This is a genomic window from Pseudomonas sp. P9_2 (genome assembly GCF_034008255.1).
GTDB classification, from domain to species: Bacteria; Pseudomonadota; Gammaproteobacteria; order Pseudomonadales; family Pseudomonadaceae; genus Aquipseudomonas; species Aquipseudomonas synxantha_A.
Genome location: NZ_CP125376.1, coordinates 1192385 through 1213066, shown reverse-complemented (window position 1 = coordinate 1213066; position 20682 = coordinate 1192385). Strand labels below are relative to the sequence as shown.

Annotated in this window: 21 protein-coding genes and 1 pseudogene; 3 read left to right on the top strand and 19 right to left on the bottom strand. The window is 60.5% G+C overall.

The features are described 5' to 3' along the window. The 12 genes and pseudogenes from QMK52_RS05250 to ubiE form a co-directional block, all read right to left on the bottom strand. Entirely contained in the window at positions 1-1908 is a 1908-nt protein-coding gene (locus QMK52_RS05250; RefSeq protein ID WP_320403881.1) for a methyl-accepting chemotaxis protein, read from the bottom strand. Between the two features lie 177 nt (positions 1909-2085). Further along, positions 2086-2790: a methyl-accepting chemotaxis protein gene (locus QMK52_RS27325; RefSeq protein WP_371920241.1), complete on the bottom strand. Its 705-nt coding sequence runs from the start codon at positions 2788-2790 to the stop codon at positions 2086-2088. A 201-nt stretch (positions 2791-2991) separates the two neighbouring features. Beyond that, positions 2992-4002 (bottom strand): annotated as a pseudogene (locus QMK52_RS27320) (methyl-accepting chemotaxis protein); the annotation flags it as partial. Positions 4003-4727: 725 nt separating this feature from the next. Then, positions 4728-5435 (bottom strand): 16S rRNA (uracil(1498)-N(3))-methyltransferase, encoded by a 708-nt coding sequence (locus QMK52_RS05240; RefSeq protein ID WP_005783988.1) that lies wholly within the window; start codon positions 5433-5435, stop codon positions 4728-4730. After that, on the bottom strand, positions 5432-6223 hold the full coding sequence (gene tatC / locus QMK52_RS05235) for a twin-arginine translocase subunit TatC (protein WP_005783990.1): 792 nt from the start codon (positions 6221-6223) through the stop codon (positions 5432-5434). Before tatC ends, QMK52_RS05240 begins: the two co-directional genes overlap by 4 nt. After that, on the bottom strand, positions 6220-6618 hold the full coding sequence (gene tatB / locus QMK52_RS05230) for a Sec-independent protein translocase protein TatB (RefSeq protein ID WP_005783991.1): 399 nt from the start codon (positions 6616-6618) through the stop codon (positions 6220-6222). The genes tatC and tatB overlap by 4 nt, the downstream gene beginning before the upstream one ends. Before the next feature lie 10 nt (positions 6619-6628). Continuing rightward, positions 6629-6907 carry a twin-arginine translocase TatA/TatE family subunit gene (locus tag QMK52_RS05225; protein WP_005783993.1) on the bottom strand — a complete coding sequence of 93 codons (279 nt, stop codon included), beginning with the start codon at positions 6905-6907 and terminating at the stop codon, positions 6629-6631. A gap of 26 nt (positions 6908-6933) precedes the next feature. Further along, complete coding sequence (locus tag QMK52_RS05220; protein WP_003187881.1) at positions 6934-7266, bottom strand: phosphoribosyl-ATP diphosphatase; 333 nt, start codon at positions 7264-7266, stop codon at positions 6934-6936. Positions 7267-7268: 2 nt separating this feature from the next. Further along, positions 7269-7661, bottom strand: coding sequence for a phosphoribosyl-AMP cyclohydrolase (gene hisI / locus QMK52_RS05215; protein WP_005783996.1), 393 nt, complete (start codon positions 7659-7661; stop codon positions 7269-7271). 41 nt (positions 7662-7702) lie between these two features. Next, positions 7703-9307 carry a ubiquinone biosynthesis regulatory protein kinase UbiB gene (gene ubiB / locus QMK52_RS05210; RefSeq protein WP_005783998.1) on the bottom strand — a complete coding sequence of 535 codons (1605 nt, stop codon included), beginning with the start codon at positions 9305-9307 and terminating at the stop codon, positions 7703-7705. Next, positions 9304-9927 (bottom strand): SCP2 domain-containing protein, encoded by a 624-nt coding sequence (locus QMK52_RS05205; protein WP_005784000.1) that lies wholly within the window; start codon positions 9925-9927, stop codon positions 9304-9306. Before QMK52_RS05205 ends, ubiB begins: the two co-directional genes overlap by 4 nt. Continuing rightward, entirely contained in the window at positions 9927-10697 is a 771-nt protein-coding gene (gene ubiE, locus QMK52_RS05200; RefSeq protein WP_003171186.1) for a bifunctional demethylmenaquinone methyltransferase/2-methoxy-6-polyprenyl-1,4-benzoquinol methylase UbiE, read from the bottom strand. Before ubiE ends, QMK52_RS05205 begins: the two co-directional genes overlap by 1 nt. Before the next feature lie 145 nt (positions 10698-10842). Between ubiE and QMK52_RS05195 the strand changes: the two genes are divergently transcribed. From QMK52_RS05195 to QMK52_RS05185, 3 genes are all read left to right on the top strand, one after another. Next, entirely contained in the window at positions 10843-11118 is a 276-nt protein-coding gene (locus QMK52_RS05195) for a polyhydroxyalkanoic acid system family protein (RefSeq protein WP_005784005.1), read from the top strand. 93 nt (positions 11119-11211) lie between these two features. Continuing rightward, positions 11212-11634 carry a phasin family protein gene (locus QMK52_RS05190; RefSeq protein ID WP_122732485.1) on the top strand — a complete coding sequence of 141 codons (423 nt, stop codon included), beginning with the start codon at positions 11212-11214 and terminating at the stop codon, positions 11632-11634. A 12-nt stretch (positions 11635-11646) separates the two neighbouring features. After that, positions 11647-12594, top strand: coding sequence for a phasin family protein (locus QMK52_RS05185; RefSeq protein ID WP_320403880.1), 948 nt, complete (start codon positions 11647-11649; stop codon positions 12592-12594). Between the two features lie 173 nt (positions 12595-12767). On the opposite strand, the gene QMK52_RS05180 is transcribed toward QMK52_RS05185, so the two are convergent. The 7 genes from QMK52_RS05180 to hslV form a co-directional block, all read right to left on the bottom strand. Beyond that, positions 12768-13388, bottom strand: coding sequence for a TetR/AcrR family transcriptional regulator (locus QMK52_RS05180; protein WP_005784011.1), 621 nt, complete (start codon positions 13386-13388; stop codon positions 12768-12770). 27 nt (positions 13389-13415) lie between these two features. Further along, positions 13416-15098 carry a class II poly(R)-hydroxyalkanoic acid synthase gene (gene phaC / locus QMK52_RS05175; protein WP_320403879.1) on the bottom strand — a complete coding sequence of 561 codons (1683 nt, stop codon included), beginning with the start codon at positions 15096-15098 and terminating at the stop codon, positions 13416-13418. Between the two features lie 90 nt (positions 15099-15188). After that, the gene (phaZ, locus tag QMK52_RS05170; RefSeq protein WP_122732474.1) at positions 15189-16034 is read right to left on the bottom strand and encodes a poly(3-hydroxyalkanoate) depolymerase; all 846 of its coding nucleotides are present in this window, start codon (positions 16032-16034) and stop codon (positions 15189-15191) included. A 165-nt stretch (positions 16035-16199) separates the two neighbouring features. Continuing rightward, positions 16200-17879: a class II poly(R)-hydroxyalkanoic acid synthase gene (gene phaC, locus QMK52_RS05165; protein ID WP_005784017.1), complete on the bottom strand. Its 1680-nt coding sequence runs from the start codon at positions 17877-17879 to the stop codon at positions 16200-16202. Positions 17880-18128: 249 nt separating this feature from the next. Beyond that, entirely contained in the window at positions 18129-18506 is a 378-nt protein-coding gene (locus QMK52_RS05160) for a gamma-butyrobetaine hydroxylase-like domain-containing protein (protein WP_005784019.1), read from the bottom strand. A 160-nt stretch (positions 18507-18666) separates the two neighbouring features. Continuing rightward, complete coding sequence (gene hslU, locus QMK52_RS05155) at positions 18667-20004, bottom strand: ATP-dependent protease ATPase subunit HslU (protein WP_003171208.1); 1338 nt, start codon at positions 20002-20004, stop codon at positions 18667-18669. Positions 20005-20041: 37 nt separating this feature from the next. After that, on the bottom strand, positions 20042-20572 hold the full coding sequence (gene hslV, locus QMK52_RS05150; protein WP_003171209.1) for an ATP-dependent protease subunit HslV: 531 nt from the start codon (positions 20570-20572) through the stop codon (positions 20042-20044). Positions 20573-20682: the final 110 nt, after the last annotated feature.

Here is a 20682-nt window from a genome sequence, read left to right as displayed (position 1 = left end):
TCAGACCTTGAACCGGCCTACCGAGCGCGCCAGGTCTGTGCCCAGGCGCGCTAGCTCAATGCTGGCCGCCGCCGTCTGCTCACTGGCGGTCGAAGTTTGTTCCGACGCATCCTTGACCTTCAGTACGCTGCGGTTGATCTCTTCGGCTACCGCGCTTTGCTCCTCGGCTGCTGCGGCAATCTGCGGGTTCATCTCCTGAATCACCGATACCGTACGGGTGATGTTGGCAAGGGCTGCGCCTGCGCGGCGCGTCAGCTCCACGCTGTTGTCGGTCAGGCTGAGGCTGTTGTCCAGGATATCGGCGGTGTGTTGCGTGCCACGCTGCAAACCCTCGATCAATACCTCGATTTCCTCGGCTGATTGCTGGGTGCGCTGGGCCAGGGTGCGTACTTCGTCGGCCACTACGGCGAAACCACGACCGGCCTCACCCGCGCGTGCCGCTTCGATAGCGGCGTTAAGGGCCAGCAGGTTGGTTTGCTCGGACACCGATTTGATCACCTCCAGCACGCTGCCGATCTTCTGGCTTTCCTGTTGCAAGCCTTGCATCGCCAGGCTCGAGCGGTTCATCTGCTCGGCCAGATGTTCGATATGGGTAATCGCTTCGCCCACCACCTGGTCGCCCACCCCCGCTTGTTGATCAGCCTCAGTGGCGGCAATCGAGGCTTGCTCTGCATGACGAGCGACCTCTTGGGAGGTAGCGAGCATTTCGTTCATAGCGGTGGCGACTTGCTCGGTTTCCAGTTTCTGGCCATTGACCCCGGCGCGGGTTTGCTCGGTAACGGCGGACAGTTGCTCGGCGGCGCTTGCGATCTGGCGGGCGCTGTCGTTGATACCGCCGATCAGGGCGCGCAGGTTGAGCGTCATCTGGCCGATGCTGCGTTGCAATTGGCCCAGTTCGTCGCGCCGCGAGGTAGTGATATCGTGACTCAGGTCGCCCTCGGCGATGCGGTTGGCTGTCAGCAGCGCCTGGCGCAACGGCCGCACGATCTGGCCGGCGATCAGCCAGGCGGCGAGGGCCCCGAGCAGCAGCGCTGCGCCTGTCACGTAGAGCAACATCAGGCGAGCCAAGTCTGCTTCTTTGTCGCGTTGCAGGGTCTGTTCCTCGCTCAGGCGGTCGCTTTGCGAGAGTAACTGGTCCAGCCACTGCTCCAGTTGATTCTGGGTGTTTTCAACAGTGACCTGCGCGTCCTTGACGCGGTTGAGTTGGGCGCGATAGTCGAGCAGGGCGCTGTTCAGAGCGGTGCTGTCGACCGCTAAAGCCGTCACGGCAGACTGAGCACCGTCGAGGGCCTTGAGCGCGTCGTCCACGCCTTGGGTGTAAATCTGCAGTGTGTCTGCGGCCCATGCCGGTGTCTTGGCGCGGTCTTCGGCTTTTTCCAAGGCCAGGCGCAGGTTTTCCACGCTATCCAAGGCTTTCTCATCGTTCTGGTCGGGCAAGTCACTGGAAAATTGTCCAAGGGTGTCGCTGGCCGCCACAGAACTGCTGGTGAGCCCCTTCTGCGCTTGCTCACGTTGTTGCATCAAGGTGGGTAGCCCGCCCAGTGCGGTCTTGAAGCGCGCGCTGAGGCGACTGGAGTCTTGGACTTGCTGCAGATGTGCCTGGATTTTCAGGCGATCCGCCAACTCGACCAGGTAACCGTCGATTCTTTCCATGTGCCGGCCGATCTTGTCGAAGTTCGTCGGTTCATTGAGGGTGCGGTACACAATCCGTTCGGCGCGTAGTTCTTCACCGGTCACGGCCAATCGAGAAAGGGTGGTCAAGGTTTGTGCACGAAAGAGCGAGTCGTTCAGTGCCTGCCATCCCGTCAGGGCGACAGCAATGCACAGTGCCAGCACCAGGCCGAAGCCAAGGATAAGCTTGAGGGTGACGCTGGTATTGCCCAATACGCGTGTCAGTGGTCGAAACATGATGCACCTCCATCAGCAAAGAGAAAGCGTCTCGCAGTCCGACTGACGCAGGTCAGGAGGAGTGGGAACGCTAAATCTTTTCGGCACGGGGCGCGTAAGTGTTGACCTGAAAGATGTGTAGGAAATTTCACAAGTTGCAGGGAGCACCCAGCAGGGCCACTCCCTGGTGTGAGCGTGTCAGACCCTGAAGCGGCCGACCAATGCTTGCAGATGAATGCCCAGGCGCGCCAGTTCTGCACTCGACGCAGCGGTTTCTTCGCTGGCCGAGGACGTCTGTTCGGATACGTCACGCACATTCAACACGCTGCGGTTGATCTCTTCGGCTACGGCGCTCTGTTGCTCGGCGGCGGTGGCGATTTGTGAGTTCATCGCCTGGATGGTTGAAACCGTGCGGGTGATATTCGCCAATGCGCTGCCGGCGCGACGAGTCAGTTCAACGCTGCTGTCGGTCAGCCCACGGCTGTTGTCCATGATGGAGGCCACCTGCTGGGTACCGTTTTGCAGGCCGACGATCAGCTCTTCAATCTCTTCGGTGGACTTCTGTGTGCGCTGGGCCAGGCTGCGCACTTCATCGGCCACCACCGCGAAGCCACGCCCGGCCTCCCCGGCACGCGCCGCTTCAATGGCCGCATTCAGCGCCAGCAGGTTGGTTTGCTGGGCGACGGATTTGATCACGTCAAGCACGCTGCCGATCTTGTCGCTTTCGCGCTTCAGGTCGCCCATGGCGAGGGTGGAGTTGCCGACTTCGGTCGCCAGACGTTCGATCTGGGCGATGGCTTCGCCGACCACCTTGTCACCTTCACGGGCCTGTTGGTCGGCGGCCACAGCAGCTTCCGAGGCTTGCTCGGCATTGCGTGCAACTTCCTGCACGGTGGCGGCCATTTCGTTCATGGCGGTGGCGACCTGATCGGTCTCGACCTTTTGGCTGTTGACCCCCGCGCTGGTCTGTTCAGTCACGGCCGACAACTGCTCGGCCGCGCTGGCGATCTGGGTGACGCCGTCGCTGATACCACCGATCAACGCGCGCAGGCCCACGGTCATGCTCTGCATGGCGCGTTGCAACTGGCCCAGCTCGTCCTGGCGGCCAGAGTCCAGGTTGTGGCTCAGGTCGCCGGAGGCCACGCGCTCGGCGACCTTGAGGGTCTGGTTCAGCGGGATGACGATCTGGCGGGTGATGGCCCAGGCTGCGAACAGGCCGAAGACCATCGCCAGTACGGTGGCGAGCAGCAACAGATACTTGGCCTGGGCCACATCGTGGTCGCGCACTGCGGTTTGCGACGTGGTGAGTTTCTCGCTATGGCCCAGCAGAATATCGCCCTGGGCGCTCATGATTTTAAGTGCGGCGGCACTGGCCACCTGGGAGTCGCGATATTGGCTGACGGCGGCGCGATAGGCTTGCAGTGAGACACCAGCCTCTTGCAGGTTGGCCTGGTAGGGCGCTGGCAGTTGGCTTTGCAGTTCGGTGATTTTCTTCAGGGCATTGTCGATGGCATCAAGGGCCGGTTGCTCGGCCTCGACTTTGCCGCTGTAGGTGTAGCCGCGTACCTGGAAGCGCGCTTGCTGGATCAGCTTGGCCAGGTCAACCACGCTGTTGAACTGGGTGACGCTGTCGCCTTGCAGGAGGCTTTTTTCAATCTCGTTGGTTTTGGCCACGGCATTGTCGGCGGTGTCGCCGAGCTTGCTGCGCGCGCCCTCACGCTTGAGGCCCGCCTGGACCATGGCCGCGAAGGCTTTTTTGTATTGGCTCAACGCTTCCTGTTGTTGTTCGACGAGGGCCTTGTCATTGGGCTGTTCGATTAACTGCGCGGCGGTTTCAAGGCCATTGTCCAACTGAGTAATCAGGCCGGTGACCGCGTCGGTGCCTTGTTCGCCGCGGCGCATATCAAAGTCCAGGCGCGCCAGGCGCAGGTCTTTGGTCAGGCCATTGAGGCTGGAGATAAAACCCAGCTTATCGCCGCGATTGATCACGTCGCCCAGGCCGGTCCAGCCGGTAAAGGTGATCAACAGCGTCAGGATCAACACCAGGCCAAAGCCGACGCTCAGCTTTCGGTTGACGCTTACATTCCCCAGTTTCTCGGCTAACCAACGATACATGCTGCGAACTCCCCTGGAACAAGGCTTGGACTTATTCAGAGGCTATCGGCATGGGCATAGGATTCTGTAGCGCCACAGATCCAATGTGAGAGGGGGCTTGCCCCGATGGCCATAGGTATCTACACAACTTTGTAGTCGCCAATGGTAACCACGATGCGAAGCGAGCCGCTCTTGATCTTGATCTGCTTTTGATCTCAGGCGCCCCGTCAAACCACGCTGGCCGGAATTCGACAGGGATTTGGGGGGTAAACCGGCAGGGATGCCGGTTTAGCCGCCCCGCGCCATGGATGGCGCGGGGCGGCGGCCCCCCAAATCACTGGCGGATTACGGGCACACCGAGCCTGGGCGAGGTGCCGAGTGGTGGGGCAAGAGCGTTTTGCTTACTTTTGCGCTTTTCAAAAGTGAGCCGCCGTCAGGGCGGAACCCCAAGTGGCCGTTACCGCAGGAATGGATATGTACTCGGTATAACTGTGTCGGCTGTCAGGCCGCCTTCGCGAGCAAGCCAGCACTCACAGTTTGATCGTAGGATGTCAGGTAGATAAGCGTCGGCTGTCCGTCAGCACGGGAGCAAGCTCCCTCGCCACAGGTTCGGCGCAATGCCCAAAGTTGTGTAGATACCTATGCCTCGATGGCAGAGTGTCAGCCACCACATTCAGTGATTCATACACCGCTATCGGGGGCAAGCCCCCTCCCACATTTAGGTTGCGGTGTTTTTGGATTTGATATCAGAACAGTCGGGCGAGCAGGGCCGTCACGGCGGTTTCAACCCGTAGGATGCGCGCACCAAGCTGCACCGGTTGCAAACCGGCCTTGGTCAGCAGCTCGACTTCATAGGGAATCCAGCCGCCTTCCGGGCCAATTGCCAGTGTTACCGGCTCATCCAGCCCCCGAGGGCACGCAGGGTAATCACCGGGATGACCGATCAGGCCCAGGGTGCCGGCAGTCATGGCCGGCAGGCGATCTTCGACAAACGGCTTGAAGCGCTTTTCGATAATGATCTCGGGCAGCACCGTGTCCCGCGCCTGTTCCAGGCCGAGGATCAGTTGCTCGCGAACCGCCTCGGGCTCCAGGAATGGGGTCTGCCAGAAGCTTTTTTCCACGCGGTAGCTGTTGACCAGCACGACCTTGGGCACGCCCATGGCCGCCACGGTTTGCAGCACCCGGCGCAGCATCTTCGGGCGGGGCAGGGCCAGCAGCAGTGTCAGGGGCAGCTTTGGCGGCGGCGGTTGGTCGAAGCTGACTTGCAGCTCGGCTTCGCCTGCGTCCAGGCGCAGCAGTTGGGCATTGCCCATCAGCCCGCCAATGCGGCCCACGCGCAGGTTGTCGCCTACAGCGGCGCGGTGGACTTCCTGCATATGCACCAGGCGCCGATCACGCAGCACCACGCGGTCGGCCGCGATGAAGTCGGCGTCTTCCAGCAGCAGCAGGTTCACGGCTGGGTCGCTGGCGGCTGGTCGTCGTCGGCAGGCTGGTCGTCCGGGTGTTCGCCGCGCTTGCTGATCAAGCCGCTGAACAGGATGCCCACTTCAAACAGCATCCACATCGGCACGGCCAGCAAGGTCTGGGAGAAGATGTCCGGCGGCGTGAGGATCATGCCGACCACGAAGCAGCCGATGATCACGTACGGGCGGATCTTCTTCAGGTACTTGACGTCGACCACTCCGATCCACACCAGCAACACCACCGCCACCGGGATTTCGAAGGCCACGCCAAAGGCGAAGAACAGCGTCATCACGAAGTCGAGGTAGCTGGTGATATCGGTCATCATCTCCACGCCGGCCGGGGTGGCGGCGGCGAAGAACTTGAAGATCAGCGGGAACACCAGGAAGTAGGCGAAGGCCATGCCGGTATAGAACAGCAGGATGCTCGACACCAGCAACGGCACTGCGATGCGCTTCTCGTGCTTGTACAGGCCCGGCGCAATAAAGCCCCAGATCTGATGCAGGATCACCGGGATCGCCAGGAACAGCGAAACCATCATGGTCAGCTTCAATGGCGTCAGGAACGGCGACGACACGTCGGTGGCAATCATCGTCGCGCCGACAGGCAGGTACTGGCGCAACGGCGTGGAAACAAAGGTGTAGATCTGCTGGGTGAAGGCAAACAGCCCGGCAAAGATGATGAAGATGGCCGCTACGCAACGCAGCAGGCGGGTACGCAACTCGGTGAGGTGCGAGACCAGCGGCATGTGCTGGTCGTTTTCCGGTTTATCAGCGCTCATGGGGCTCGCGGCGGCAATGTAGGGTCATGGGGCGCGGGCGACGTAACGGGTGTCGGCGCGGGCTCTGTGGGGGCGGGCACGGGTTCTGCAGCGGGGACCGGCGCGATGCTCTGCTCGGCCACCGGAGTGACCGGCTTGGCCGGCTCCTGCACCGGGGAAAGAATCTTGCGCGCCTCCTGCTCCAACGACAGGATATGTTCGTTGTGCAATTGCCGGCGGATCTCGTCGGCACCGATTTCCCGTTCAACTTCCTGTTTGATCGCGTTGAAACTGCGTTTCAGGCGCCCGATCCACAGGCCGGCAGTGCGTGCGGCACCCGGCAGGCGTTCGGGCCCCAGTACCAGCAGGGCCACCAGGCCGACGAGCAGCAGTTCAGAGAAGCTGATACCAAACATTAGTCAGTGCTCACGAGTCTTTGCGGGTCGGCTCTTGGACTTTTTCAGCCTGCACGTCGAAGGTACGACGCTCGGTGATCGGCTGGGCGGCCTGCGGGTGCACAGGCTGTGCCGGTGGCACCGGGTTTGCGCTTGGCTCGGCGGGTTTCTCGTCGTCGTTCATGGCTTTACGAAAGCCCTTGATCGACTCGCCGACGTCGGTGCCGAGGTTTTTCAGTTTCTTGGTGCCGAACACCAGAACAACCACCACCAGAATGACGATCCAGTGTTTCCAGTCAAAAATGCCCATGCTGCAAATCCTCAAGTCTTGGTTAATCAGGCGGACGGGCGCGAGGCCTTTTCGGCGTGCCCGGACAAGCCGAAGCGACGGTCCAGTTCATCCAGCACGGCCTGTGGATGCTGCCCCAGTTGGGCAAGCATGACCAGGCTATGGAACCACAAGTCGGCGGTCTCATAGATTACATCGCTGTAATCACCGCTGATTTGCGCGTCCTTGGCCGCAATGATGGTCTCGACGGATTCTTCGCCGAGTTTTTCCAGAATCTTGTTCAGACCCTTGTGGTAAAGGCTAGCGACATAGGAGCTGTCGGCATCCGCGCCTTTGCGGTCTTCCAGCACCTGGGCCACACGGTTCAGGGTATCGCTCATGTTCAGTGTCCTGCCGAATAAATGGCGTGCGGGTCTTTAAGCACTGGGTCCACTGTCTTCCATTCGCCGTCTTCGAAGACGCGATAGAAACAGCTGTGGCGCCCGGTATGGCAGGCGATGTCGCCGATCTGGTCGACCATCAGGATCACCACGTCGGCGTCGCAGTCCAGGCGCATTTCATGCAGCACCTGCACGTGCCCGGATTCTTCGCCCTTGCGCCACAGTCTGCCACGCGAACGTGACCAGTAGATGGCGCGCTGCTCAGTGGCGGTAAGGCTCAGCGCTTCGCGGTTCATCCAGGCCATCATCAATACGCGCCCGGTCTTGTAGTCCTGGGCAATGGCCGGCACCAGGCCGTCACTGTCCCACTTGATCTCGTCCAGCCAGTTTTTCATGTTCGGCTCCGGCAATTTGCGACAGTGTATAACCGGATTGGCTATCGACGCACGATCAGATAAACACCCACCGCCACCATGATTCCGGCTGGCCAGTGACCCAGTTGATTCAGCGGCCCGCCGATCACCAGCATCACACCGCCCACCAGGTGCGCGGCGCCGAGCAGGCGCAGGAACCAGTCGTCCTTGCGCTTGCGCCAAGGCGGCTCGGGGTCTTTGGCGTGGGGCTGGGACATGCGCTCCAGTAGGTCGCGGGTCATGTTGGCCAGGTGCGGCAGTTGTTCGAACTGGCTGTGCAGGTTGCCCAACATGGTCTTCGGGCTCATCCGCTCACGCATCCAGCGCTCCAGGAACGGTTGCGCGGTGTTCCATAGATCAAGGTCCGGATACAACTGGCGGCCCAGGCCTTCGATGTTGAGCAAGGTTTTTTGCAGCAGCACCAACTGCGGTTGTACTTCCATATTGAAGCGCCGCGCCGTCTGGAACAGGCGCATCAGCACCTGACCGAAGGAAATATCTTTTAACGGTTTTTCAAAGATCGGTTCGCATACGGTACGGATCGCCGCTTCGAATTCGTTGAGCTTGGTTTCCGCCGGCACCCAACCCGAATCGATGTGCAACTGCGCCACGCGGCGGTAGTCGCGCTTGAAGAACGCAAACAGGTTGCGCGCCAGGTAGTCCTGGTCTTCCGGGGTCAGGCTGCCGACGATGCCACAGTCGATCGCGATGTACTGCGGGCTCCACGGATTGACGGTGCTGACGAAGATGTTGCCGGGGTGCATGTCGGCATGGAAGAAACTGTCGCGAAATACTTGGGTAAAGAAGATCTCCACCCCGCGTTCGGCGAGCATCTTCATGTCGGTGCGCTGGTCGGCGAGGGTGGCCAGGTCGGTGACCTGCACGCCGTAGATGCGCTCCATCACCAGCACTTTCGGCCGGCACCAGTCCCAATACACTTGTGGCACGTACAGCAGTTGCGAGCCTTCGAAGTTGCGTCGCAATTGGCTGGCGTTGGCTGCTTCGCGCAGCAGGTCGAGCTCGTCGTAGATGGTTTTTTCGTAGTCGGCGACCACATCCACCGGGTGCAGCAGGCGCGCGTCGGCAGAAAAACGTTCGGCCGCCCGAGCCAGGATAAACAGCCACGCCAGGTCCTGGCCGATGATTGGCTTGAGGCCCGGGCGAATGACTTTTACCACCACCTCTTCGCCGGTCTTGAGCTGTGCGGCGTGGACCTGCGCGACCGAGGCCGAGGCCAGGGGCTCGACATCGAAGCGGCTGAACACCTCGCTGATCTTCTGGCCCAGTTGTTCTTCGATCAGCGCCATCGACTGCTGCGAATCGAAAGGCGGCACACGGTCCTGCAACAGCATCAGTTCGTCGGCGATGTCTTCAGGCAGCAGGTCGCGGCGGGTGGAGAGGATCTGCCCGAACTTGATAAAGATCGGCCCCAGGTCCTGCAACGCCAGGCGCAGGCACGCGCCTCGGCTGAGCTCCAGCTGTTTGCGCGGGAACCAGCGCCACGGCAGCACATAACGCACCGCCAGCAGGAACCAGGGCAGGGGCAGGGCAAACAGCAGGTCATCGAGGCGGTAACGGATTACGACGCGCTGGATACGAAACAAACGGCGGACGGCGAGCAGCTTCATGCGTTATCGCTTGGATCAAGGGAGCGGCTCAGGCGTTCGAAGCGGGCCTCGAGGCGTTCCAGGTCGATTTTGGCCTTGTCGAGCTCACGAAAGCGCGCTTGCGCTTCCCGTTGCCCAACCAGGGTGCGCGATTCTTCGCTCAGGTATTCGGCGAGGTTCTGGTTCAGGCTGGCGAACCCTTGCTGGTACCAGCGCGAGCGGCTGCGCAGGTGCCCGCTGAGCAACTGGGTGGCGACCGGGCCGATCCAGCGCGAGAGTTCGTATTCCCAATCCAGCTCCAGGTCCTGCAGCACGGCGGCCAGGTCCATCAGCACCGCACTGTCGCCTTCCAGCTCCACCTCGGGGCTGTGCAGGATGGCGGTCTTGTTGCGGCTCAGGGCCAGGTGCAACAGGCTGGAGGCCGGTGCACGCAAGGTGCAGTCGGCGTCGGCGGCCCATTGAGTGGCGAGCAGCAAGCCTTCATCGCTGGGCAGGATAAACAGCTGCACAGCGGGGCTGCGGCAGTCGACGGCAATGACTTTGCCGTTCAAGTGCGCGAGCCGTGCCAGGGCGGTGCTGTCCAGGCGCAGAACACGGTTGAGGCCATGTTCGACGCTTGCGAGAAGGCCTGCGAGCAGCATCAGGGTTTGATACCTCGGTGCAAGGCAACGATGCCGGAGGTCATGTTGTGATAGGTCACGCGGTCGAAACCGGCCTCCACCATCATTGACTTCAGGGTTTCCTGGTCGGGGTGCATGCGGATGGATTCGGCCAGGTAGCGGTAGCTCTCGGCGTCATTGGTGATCAACTTGCCCATCAGCGGCATGAAGGCGAACGAGTAAGTGTCGTAGACCTTGGACATCAGCGCGTTGGTCGGTTTGGAGAATTCCAGCACCAGCAGGCGGCCACCCGGCTTGAGGACACGCAGCATCGAGCGGATCGCGTCCTCCTTGTGAGTGACGTTGCGCAGGCCGAAGGCGATGGTCACGCAGTCGAAATGGTTGTCGGGGAACGGCAGCTTCTCGGCGTCGGCCTGGACGAATTCGATATTGCCGGCCACACCTTTGTCGAGCAGGCGATCGCGGCCGACCTTGAGCATCGAACCGTTGATATCGGCCAAAACCACCTGACCGGTGGGGCCGACCAGTTTGGAGAACTTGGCGGCCAGGTCGCCCGTGCCGCCGGCGATATCCAGTACCCGGTTGCCGGTGCGTACGCCCGACAACTCGATGGTGAAGCGCTTCCACAGACGGTGCATGCCGCCGGAAAGCACGTCGTTCATCAGGTCGTACTTGGCCGCCACGGAGTGAAACACCTCAGCGACTTTTTCCGCTTTTTGGCTTTCCGGGACGTTCTTGAAGCCGAAGTGAGTGGTGGGTTCGGCATCGCTGCCTTTGCGCTGATCAGTCATATCGCTGTCACCAAAAGAGAATGCGGGACATGATAATCCCCAAGGCCTACTTTGTCTTGGCAAGGCTGCAGGTAAGATAGAGGCTCACCGAGGCCATTTGCCGCATGGCGGGTGTTCCGAGTCGTTATAAAGAGGAGTCATTGCAATGGCCCGTATTACCGTTGAGCGTGAACATACCCTGGGAAAAGAACAGGCGCGGGCCAAGGCTGAGCAATTGGCGCGCAAACTCGAGGATAAATATGGTGTGGAGTCTTCATGGGCCGGCGATACCCTGAAGCTGAAACGTTCCGGGGTTAAGGGCACCGTCGCGGTGGCCGATGACTCGCTGCGCATCGAGGTAGAACTCGGCCTGTTGATGTCGGCCATGAGTGGCACGATCAAGTCCGAAATCGAAAAAGCCTTGGATAAGGCGTTGGCCTGACTTAGGGTGCCGATTCTAATTTTAACCCCTACTTTGTGCCCAAGCCCTCAACTCCTGCGGGCCGTCCTCCACCCTTTTTGCGTGAGGTGCACCATGGCCAAAGTTATTTTGAAGAAAAAAATCGACGTTCAAACCACCCCCCTGAGTGAGGTTAAAAGCTATGCCCGCAAGATCTGGCTGGCGGGCCTTGGTGCCTATGCAAAGGTCGGCAACGAGGGCGGCGAATACTTCAAAGAGCTGGTCAAGAGCGGCCAACGCGTTGAAAGCAAAGGTAAAAAAGTTGTAGTTGAACAACTTGATGCCGCCAACAGTCAGATTGATCAAGTAAAGAGTAACGTCTCCGGCGTCAGGGGCTTGGTTGAAGTTCAGCTGGATAAAGTTGAAAAAGCTTTTGACACGCGTGTTGCAAGTGCCTTGAATCGAATCGGCATTGCGTCTAAACATGACGTGGAGACACTCTCTGCTAAGCTCGAAGAGCTGACGGCATTGCTCGAACGTGTCGCGCGTAAACACTAAGGAGACATCGGGATGGCTGTTAAAAAGACTACTCAGAAAGAAGGCAGCTCGTGGGTCGGGGAAGTTGAAAAATATTCCCGCAAAATCTGGCTTGCTGGTTTAGGCGTGTACTCGAAGGTTAGCAGTGACGGCGGTAAATACTTCGAGACTCTGGTCAAGGACGGCGAGAAGGCCGAGAAGTTGACCAAGAGCACAGTCGGTAAAAAAGTGGACGCGGCCAAGGCAACCGCCGGTTCCGCCAAGTCGAGCATTTCTGACACTTGGGGCAAGTTGGAAGAAACCTTCGACAAGCGCCTCAATAGTGCAATTTCGCGACTGGGCGTACCCAGCAAGGCTGAATTGAAGACGCTGCACAGCAAGGTCGATACCTTGACCAAGCAAATTGAAAAACTGACCGGCGCCAAAGCGGCTCCTGCCAAGACCGCCGCGGCCAAGCCTGCAGCAAAACCGGCTGCCAAACCTGCGGCTAAAACAGCCGCTGCAAAACCCGCCGCGAAAACTGCCGCCAAGCCTCTGGTTAAAGCCGCCGCCAAGCCGGCTGCAAAACCCGCTGCCAAGGCACCAGCCAAAGCCGCTGCGAAACCTGCGTCCAAGCCAGCGGCTAAAACCGCTGCCGCCAAACCGGCCACCAAGCCTGCCGCTAAGCCAGTGGCCGCTAAAGCCGCCGCGAAACCTGCGGCTAAACCGGCTGCCAAACCTGCGGCTAAAACCGCTGCTGCCAAACCTGCTGCCAAGCCCGCTGCTGCGAAACCAGCAGCCAAGCCTGCGGCCAAACCTGCAGCGGCCAAAAAGCCTGCGGTAGCGAAAAAACCGGCAGCAGCAAAGCCTGCCGCAGCGGCCAAGCCGGCAGCGGCGCCAGCACCGGCCGCTTCTACCGCCAACTCGGTGTCCGCACCGACGCATATGGCTGCTACCCCGACTGCAACGCCGGTCACCCCGACGCCATCCAGTCAGTCCTGATTTTTCCGGGACACAAAAAAACGCCCGGTCTGCGAAGACCGGGCGTTTTTTATGCAAGCCTAAAAAACGCTGCATTTCCAATGTGGGAGCGGGCTTGCCCGCGATGGCGGAGTGTCAGTCATACAGGCATTGGCTGATCCAACGCTATCGCGGGCAAGCCCGCTCCCACATGTTTAATCAGTGTCATCCAGATATTTCAAGGCGAACTTCTCAGTCGCCTTCCGCGCCGTCGGTAACAGATGGGGGGCCACCAGCATCATGATCTGGTACACCACCACTCGCACCTCACCCTCACGGTCTAGAATCCGTTGGTAATCCAGGGAAAACAGCAGGGTCAGGGTGATCTGTTCCACCAGCTGTCCCAGTGCCTGGGTGTCACTGACCAGTTGCCCCGCGGCTTTCAACCGCGCTAACAATGAGGCCAGGGTGCGCTTGAGCGCCGTGAGCAGGTTGCGAATGCCCTTGGCCAGCTTCGGCAGGCGCCCGGCCAGGTTCGACAGGTCCTGGAACAGGAAGCGGTAGTGGGCCATGCGCTCGACAATCAGGTGCAGGAACAGCCAGTAATCCTCGGCCTCCAGTTGCGCATTGGCGGGAGGATCGAGCAATGGTGCCAACTCGCATTGAAAGCGCTCGAACAGCCCCAGCACCAACGGCTCCTTGCCGTGGAAGTGGTAGTAGAGGTTGCCGGGGCTGATCCCCATTTCATTGGCCACCTCCATGGTCGAGACGTTCGGTTCGCCCTTGTGGTTGAACAACTGCAAGGCACATTCAAGGATACGGTCGCGGGTCTTCATCCAGTCTTCTTAATGTGATCGTTGAGCTCAACGCACCCGCACATAAGTGCCTGGCGCTGCTTCCATCGGTGGGTAGTTCTGGTTGCCCAGGGCGGTAAGCGTTTCGCGTTGTACCCCGGAGCGTTGTTGTATCCATTCCAGCCACTGCGGCCACCAGCTGCCTTCGACATGCCGGGCGTCGTAGTACCAGGCACGCGGGTCACTGCTCAGCTTGAGGTTCTCGACGTAGTTGGCCTTGGGGTTGCCCGGCGGGTTGAGGATGCTCTGGATATGCCCGCTGTTGGACAGCACAAAGCGCCGCTCGCCGCCCAGCAGTTGGGTGGAGCGATACACCGCGTCCCACGGTGTGATGTGGTCGTTGATCCCGGCCACGCTGAAGCTGTCCACCGTGACCTTGCGCAAGTCGATGGGCGTGCCGCACACCTCCAGGCCGCCAGGATGGCTCAGGGGGTTGTGCTTGAAGAAGTCCAGCAGGTCGCCGTGCAAGGCGGCGGGCAGGCGCGTGTTGTCGTTGTTCCAGTACAGGATGTCGAAGGCCGGCGGCTCCTTGCCCAGCAGGTAATTGTTGATCCAGTAGTTCCAGATCAGGTCGTTGGGGCGCATCCAGGCAAACACCTTGGCCATGTCACGGCCGTCCAGCACGCCCTCCTGGTAGGAGCGGCGCTTGGCGGCTTCCAGGGTTTGTTCGTCAGCGAACAAGGTTGCGGGGCTGTCGATCTGGCTGTCGAGCAGGCTCACCAGGTAACTGGCGCTGGAGATGCGCCGCAGCTGACGCTTGGCTTGCAGGTGGCCTTGCAGGGCGGCGATGGTCAGGCCACCGGCGCAGGCGCCCATCAGGTTGACCTCGCGGGCGCCGGTGATGGCCCGGCAGACATTCAGTGCCTCCTCCATCGCCGCCACGTAGGTGGACAGGCCCCATTCGCGATGGCGCACGTCCGGGTTGCGCCAACTGATCATGAAGGTTTGCAGGCCATTTTTAAGGGCATATTGCACAAAGCTGTTGGCCGGGCTGAGGTCGAAGATGTAGTACTTGTTGATTTGCGGCGGCACCACCAGCAGCGGCTTGGCGTACTGTTTTTCGCTCATGGGCTTGTACTGGATCAGCTCCAGCAGTTCGTTGCGAAACACTACCGAACCGGGCGTGGTCGCCACCGTCTTGCCGACTTCGAAGGCGTGTTTGCTGACCTGGCGGGGCAAACCGTTGTTGTGCAGCAGGTCTTCGAACAGGTTACTCACGCCGCGCACCACGCTGTTGCCGCCGGAGTTGAGCAACTCCTTGATCGCCAGCGGGTTGAGCAGGGTGTTGGAAGGGGAGACGGCGTCGTTGAGCAGGGCGAAGGCGAACTGCGCGCGCGCGCGATCATCGTCACTGAGGGTGCTGTCATCGATCCACTGCCGCGTCTCTTTCTGCCAGCTCAGATAGGCTTGCAAGCTGCGCCGGTACAGCGGGTTGAGCGTCCAGGTGGGGTCGCTGAAGCGATGGTCCCTGGGGTTGGGCTCGTGCAGAGTCTCACCCAGCAGCACACGGCCCAGTTGGCCGCCCAGGGCCAGGGCATGGCGGGCGGTGTGCACCGGGTTGCGCAGCCCGTGCGCGGCGACGGTGCGCAGGGTTGACAGCAAGTCCCGGCCGCGCAGGCCGGTGATCGCATTTTGTGCGTTGATGAACGCAGCGGGGGTGGGCGCCGGGTTCGTCACGGGTCTTTCTCGCATGAGCCAACACTCCTTCGTCAAGACATCAAGCAGGCACGCCAATCCAGAACCATAGTCGGTTCCTGGCAAGTTGCGCGGTGGTGTGGTCCTTCACACCGCCGGTCGCGGATGTATCACTGCGCGCAAGCGCTCCTCTTCGAGAAACTTCATGATGATCGGCGCCACGGCTTCAGCCCGGGTGATCAGGAACAGGTGGCCGTCATCGATGATGTGCAACTGCGCATTGGGGATGCGCCAGGCGAGCAGGCGCATGTTGACCAGCGGGATCAGCGGGTCATCGTCCCCGGCCAATACCAGGGTGGGCTGGCGGATCTTGTGCAGCCAATGAATGCTGGTCCAGCCCAGCCCGGCGAACAGTTGCCAGTAGTAACCCAGCTTGCCGGCCGAGCGCACTTTGCTGGCGTGTTCGGCGGCCAGGTTCGAATCGCGGCGGAACGAGCCGCCATAAATCATCGGCGCGATGCGCACCACGTGGGACGGTTGGATATAACGCCTGGGGCTGGCCATCAGCCACAGCACTTTGGGCTTGCCCGGCACCATAAAGGCCCCGGCAGCCGTGGCCGCCAGGATCAGCTTCTTGCAGCGTTCCGGGTAGTCATAGGCGAACTGCTGCGCCAGCGCCCCGCCCCAGGACACACCCACGGCGTTCACCTGGCCGTAGTCGAGGTAATCGAGCATACGCGCAGTGAGTTTGGCCAGGCCCGGGAAGCGATAAGGCCGCTTCGGCGTCGAGGAACCGCCAACGCCGGGCACATCGAACGCAATCACTTCCAGGTCCGGGTCCAGGGCCTGGACGAACGGGAACACCAGCTCAAGGTTGGCGCCGATGCCGTTGAAGATCAGCAGCGGGGTCAAGTGCGGCTTGCCCGGGCGTACCGCCGTGCGGATGGTCTGGCCATCCAGGTCGATGGTACGGAAGATGAACGGTTGCGCCATGCTCAAGCCCTGTGAAGTGGTGCTATTGGTCTGTAGGAACCCGTTCAGTGTGGGAGCTGGCTTGCCTGCGATGGCATTCTTTCAGGCAGCGATTAGTGAGCAGGCCCATCGCTATCGCAGGCAAGCCAGCTCCCACATCTGATCTCATTTCAATCACAAGAATGCCTAGCGTTCATGTACATAGGTACCTGGCGCCGCTTCGGCGGCGGCATAGGTTTTACTGCCTAATGTCGCCGGTGCTTTCTTCAACTTCCCCGCCCGCTCCGCCTGCCACACCTGCCAGTGCAGCCACCACGAATCGGTGTGCTTGGTGGCGTTCTCCTGCCACTGCAACGCACTGCCCGACAAGCCCTCGCTGGTCTGGTAGCGCGCCTTGGGGTTGCCCGGCGGGTTGAGGATGCTCTGGATGTGCCCACTGCTGGAGAGCACGAACTCGACCTTGCCGCCGAACAACTGCGCCGACTTGTAGCACGACTGCCACGGCGTGATGTGGTCGTTGGTGCCGGCCAGGGAGTAGATGTCGGCAGTGACCTGCTTGAGGTCAATGGGCGTGCCGCACACTTCCAGGGCGTTGGCGCGTACCAGTGGGTTGTTCTTGAACAGTTCGATCAGGTCGCCATGGAAAGCGGCCGGCAAGCGGGTGGTGTCGTTGTTCCAGAACAGGATGTCGAACACCGGCGGTTCGTTGCCCAGCAGGTAGTTATTGACCCAGTAGTTCCAGATCAGGTCGTTGGGGCGCATCCATGCAAACACCTTGGCCATGTCGCGGCCTTCCAGCACGCCGGCCTGATAGGAATGGCGCTTGGCTGCTTCCAGGGTTTGCTCGTCGACAAACAGCGCCACTTGGGTGTCCAGGGTGGTGTCCAGCACGCTCACCAACAGGGTCAGGGCGTTGACCTTCTTCTCGCCCAGCGCCGCGTAGTGGCCCAGCAGTGCGGTGCAGGTGATGCCACCGGAGCAGGCGCCGAGCATATTCACGTCCTTGCTGCCGGTAATTGCCGTGACCACATCGACCGCTTCCTTGAGCGCCTCGATATAAGTAGAGAGCCCCCACTCGCGCTGGGCCTTGGTGGGGTTGCGCCAACTGACGATAAAGGTCTGTTGCCCATTGCGCAGGCAGAAACGCGCCAGGCTTTTTTCCGGGCACAGGTCGAATACGTAGAATTTGTTGATCTGCGGCGGCACCACCAGCAGTGGGCGCTCGTGTACCTGCTCGGTGATGGGCTTGTACTGGATCAGCTCCAGCACATCGTTGCGAAACACCACCGCGCCTTCGCTGGTGCCCAGGGTCTTGCCGACCTCAAAAGCGCCCATGTTGACCTGGCTCGGCATACCGCCGTTGTGCACCATGTCCTTGGCCAGGTGGGACAAACCGTCGAGCAGGCTTTTGCCGCCGGTTTCAAAGAAGCGCTTGACCGCCGCCGGGTTGGCCGCACTGTTGGTGGGGGCCATGGCTTCGGTCATCAGGTTGATCACGAAGTGGCCACGGCTGATGTCTTGTGCCGGCAGGTTGCTGTCGTCGATCCAGTCGTGGAGTTCCTTGCGCCACGCCAGGTAAGTCTGCAAATAACGTTTGTAGAGCGGGTTCTGGCTCCAGGCCGGGTCGTTGAAGCGACGGTCATCGCCTTCAGGCACCAGTTGGGATTTGCCGAACATCACATTCTTCAACTCGACGCCAAAGTGGGCGACGTGCTTGACGCTGTGCAACGGCTGCTTGATGGCTTGGGTCAGCACCATCTTGGCCGAGGCCAATAAATCCTTTTTGCGTAACGCGATGATCGGGTTCAGCCCCAGGGTGTTTTCCGAGGCCTGGCGTTTCAAGTCATCGTTATTCTTGTTACTCATCTACGACGCTCCATTGTCCGAAAGACGAGTACCGGCGATTGCTGCGCACCCAATTTCGATACACGACACCAGCCTGGTACTGCGACCCGGGTGACCGTTGATACCGCATCGTCAAATGCAGGGAACTTGCCAGCTCCATTGGTTACCCGAGTTTATTTTTTTTCGCAAGCGGGCCGATCATTGGCCACGCGACAGGGCATTCAAGCAGATGAAATTAGAAAATGCGCTCTAAAGACCAAGATGCCTGTGCTAGAGCATCAGCCGCACGACCGACTCACTCGGGTCGCGGGTTTTTCCGGCCGCTTTGAGCTCGGCCAGGTAGTCGGCCCATAGCGCGTCCTGACGTACGGCCAACTGGTAGAGGTAGTCCCAAGTGAACAGTCCGCTGTCATGGCCGTCATCGAAGGTCAATTTCAGTGCGTACTGGCCGGCCGGTTCGACCTGGGTCAACCTGACATTGAGCTTGCCGAATTGCAGGATGGGCTTGCCGTGGCCCTGGACCTCGGCCGAAGGCGAGTGAACCCGCAGGAATTCGGCGGGCAGTTGGTAGGTTTCACCCGGCCCGTAAGTCAGGCCAAGGGTATTGGAGGTTTTGTGCAGGTTTACTGCGGTAGGAAATTTCGACATTGGAGATAACCCTGAAGGAACCGGCCCAAAATGTGGGAGGGACCAATGTGGGAGCCGGGCTTGCCCGCGATGCAGGCACCTCGGTGTTTCAGGAACACTGAGGTGATGCTATCGCAGGCAAGCCAGCTCCCACACAAGCCACTCCCACATTGAGTGAGGCTTACAGGATATAACGAGACAAGTCTTCGTTCTGCGCCAATTCGCCCAAGTGGCTGTTGACGTAGTCAGCATCGATCTTGATCGCTTCACCATTCTGCGCACCCGCCATGTCGCCGGCACTGAACGACACTTCCTCAAGCAAGCGCTCAAGCAAGGTATGCAGGCGTCGGGCACCGATGTTCTCGGTCTTCTCGTTGACCTGCCAGGCGATTTCCGCCAAACGCTTGATACCGTCCGCCTGGAACTCGATACCCAGGCCCTCGGTTTTCAGCAACTCACGGTACTGCTCGGTGAGCGAGGCGTGGGGTTCGCTGAGGATGCGCTCGAAGTCGCCAGGGGTCAGTGCCTTGAGTTCCACGCGAATCGGCAGGCGGCCTTGCAGCTCGGGCACCAGGTCGCTTGGCTTGCTCAGGTGGAACGCACCGGAAGCGATAAACAGAATGTGGTCAGTCTTGACCATGCCCAGCTTGGTGTTGACTGTGCAGCCTTCGATCAGCGGCAACAGGTCACGCTGCACACCTTCGCGGGATACATCGACGCCACCGGAGTTGCCACGCTTGGCCACTTTGTCGATCTCATCGATAAACACGATGCCGTGCTGCTCGACCGCTTCCAGGGCCTTGGCCTTGAGTTCTTCCTCATTGACCAGGCGCCCGGCTTCTTCGTCGCGCACCAGCTTCAGTGCTTCTTTCACCTTGAGCTTGCGGCTTTTCTTCTTGCCCTTGCCCATGTTGGCGAACAGGTTCTGCAACTGGCTGGTCATTTCTTCCATGCCAGGCGGGGCAGAAATATCCACGCCGGACACTTCAGCCACTTCGATCTCGATTTCCTTGTCATCCAGCTGGCCTTCACGCAGGCGCTTGCGGAACAGCTGGCGAGTATTGGAATCCGACGACGGTGCGGCGTCTTCGTTGAAACCCATGCGGGCCGGTGGCAGCAGGGCGTCGAGGATGCGCTCTTCCGCTGCGTCTTCAGCACGGTGGCTGACCTTGGTCACTTCCTGTTCGCGCAGCATCTTCAGGGCGGCATCGGCCAGGTCGCGGATGATCGACTCGACATCACGGCCCACGTAGCCAACTTCGGTGAACTTGGTAGCTTCGACCTTGATGAACGGGGCGTTCGCCAATTTGGCCAGGCGCCGGGCGATTTCGGTTTTACCGACACCGGTCGGGCCGATCATCAGGATGTTCTTGGGGGTTACTTCAACACGCAGTTCTTCGGGCAGTTGCATCCGGCGCCAGCGGTTACGCAGCGCAATGGCAACGGCGCGCTTGGCATCGTCCTGGCCGATGATATGGCGATTGAGTTCATGGACGATTTCGCGGGGGGTCATGGACATAGTGTCTGGCGGCCTCAAGCGGGAATAAGCCTACGGCTTACTCGGCGAGGTCCTGCTCCTCAATGGTCTGGTTGTGGTTGGTGAACACGCAGATATCGCCGGCGATACCCAGAGCGGTCTCGACGATCTCACGGGCCGACAGGTCGGTTTTCTTCAGCAGCGCGCTGGCTGCCGCCTGGGCATAGCCACCGCCGGAACCCATGGCGATCAGGCCATGTTCGGGTTCAACCACGTCGCCGTTACCGGTGATGATCAGCGAAGCATCTTTGTTCGCGACAGCGAGCATGGCTTCCAGGCGGCTGAGGGAGCGGTCGGTGCGCCATTCTTTGGCAAGTTCGACAGCGGCGCGCACCAGGTGGCCCTGATGTTTCTCAAGCTGGCCTTCGAAGCGTTCGAAGAGGGTAAAGGCGTCGGCGGTAGCGCCTGCGAAACCGGCAAGTACCTGGCCGTGGTACAGGCGACGCACTTTTTTCGCGTTGCCTTTCATCACGGTGTTGCCCAGGGAAACCTGGCCGTCGCCGCCCATGACGACTTTGCCGTGGCGACGTACTGAAACGATGGTGGTCAAGGGGAGAGTCTCCACGCAGCGGGGCGAAAATGCCCTGATGAGAACTCATATGGGGGTGGCGGGGGGGATTTCAACCGTAGGACGGGTGCGCGGACGAGTGGTGTTTATTG

What these genes read in the sequence shown, in the direction of transcription:
- QMK52_RS05250 (WP_320403881.1), bottom strand. Translation starts at nt 1,908, where the DNA reads ATGTTTCGACCACTGACACGCGTATTGGGCAATACCAGCGTCACCCTC.
- QMK52_RS27325 (WP_371920241.1), bottom strand. Translation starts at nt 2,790, where the DNA reads ATGGCCGCCACCGTGCAGGAAGTTGCACGCAATGCCGAGCAAGCCTCG.
- tatC (WP_005783990.1), bottom strand. Translation starts at nt 6,223, where the DNA reads ATGAGCGCTGATAAACCGGAAAACGACCAGCACATGCCGCTGGTCTCG.
- tatB (WP_005783991.1), bottom strand. Translation starts at nt 6,618, where the DNA reads ATGTTTGGTATCAGCTTCTCTGAACTGCTGCTCGTCGGCCTGGTGGCC.
- QMK52_RS05225 (WP_005783993.1), bottom strand. Translation starts at nt 6,907, where the DNA reads ATGGGCATTTTTGACTGGAAACACTGGATCGTCATTCTGGTGGTGGTT.
- QMK52_RS05220 (WP_003187881.1), bottom strand. Translation starts at nt 7,266, where the DNA reads ATGAGCGATACCCTGAACCGTGTGGCCCAGGTGCTGGAAGACCGCAAA.
- hisI (WP_005783996.1), bottom strand. Translation starts at nt 7,661, where the DNA reads ATGAAAAACTGGCTGGACGAGATCAAGTGGGACAGTGACGGCCTGGTG.
- ubiB (WP_005783998.1), bottom strand. Translation starts at nt 9,307, where the DNA reads ATGAAGCTGCTCGCCGTCCGCCGTTTGTTTCGTATCCAGCGCGTCGTA.
- QMK52_RS05205 (WP_005784000.1), bottom strand. Translation starts at nt 9,927, where the DNA reads ATGCTGCTCGCAGGCCTTCTCGCAAGCGTCGAACATGGCCTCAACCGT.
- ubiE (WP_003171186.1), bottom strand. Translation starts at nt 10,697, where the DNA reads ATGACTGATCAGCGCAAAGGCAGCGATGCCGAACCCACCACTCACTTC.
- QMK52_RS05195 (WP_005784005.1), top strand. Translation starts at nt 10,843, where the DNA reads ATGGCCCGTATTACCGTTGAGCGTGAACATACCCTGGGAAAAGAACAG.
- QMK52_RS05190 (WP_122732485.1), top strand. Translation starts at nt 11,212, where the DNA reads ATGGCCAAAGTTATTTTGAAGAAAAAAATCGACGTTCAAACCACCCCC.
- QMK52_RS05185 (WP_320403880.1), top strand. Translation starts at nt 11,647, where the DNA reads ATGGCTGTTAAAAAGACTACTCAGAAAGAAGGCAGCTCGTGGGTCGGG.
- QMK52_RS05180 (WP_005784011.1), bottom strand. Translation starts at nt 13,388, where the DNA reads ATGAAGACCCGCGACCGTATCCTTGAATGTGCCTTGCAGTTGTTCAAC.
- phaC (WP_320403879.1), bottom strand. Translation starts at nt 15,098, where the DNA reads ATGCGAGAAAGACCCGTGACGAACCCGGCGCCCACCCCCGCTGCGTTC.
- phaZ (WP_122732474.1), bottom strand. Translation starts at nt 16,034, where the DNA reads ATGGCGCAACCGTTCATCTTCCGTACCATCGACCTGGATGGCCAGACC.
- phaC (WP_005784017.1), bottom strand. Translation starts at nt 17,879, where the DNA reads ATGAGTAACAAGAATAACGATGACTTGAAACGCCAGGCCTCGGAAAAC.
- QMK52_RS05160 (WP_005784019.1), bottom strand. Translation starts at nt 18,506, where the DNA reads ATGTCGAAATTTCCTACCGCAGTAAACCTGCACAAAACCTCCAATACC.
- hslU (WP_003171208.1), bottom strand. Translation starts at nt 20,004, where the DNA reads ATGTCCATGACCCCCCGCGAAATCGTCCATGAACTCAATCGCCATATC.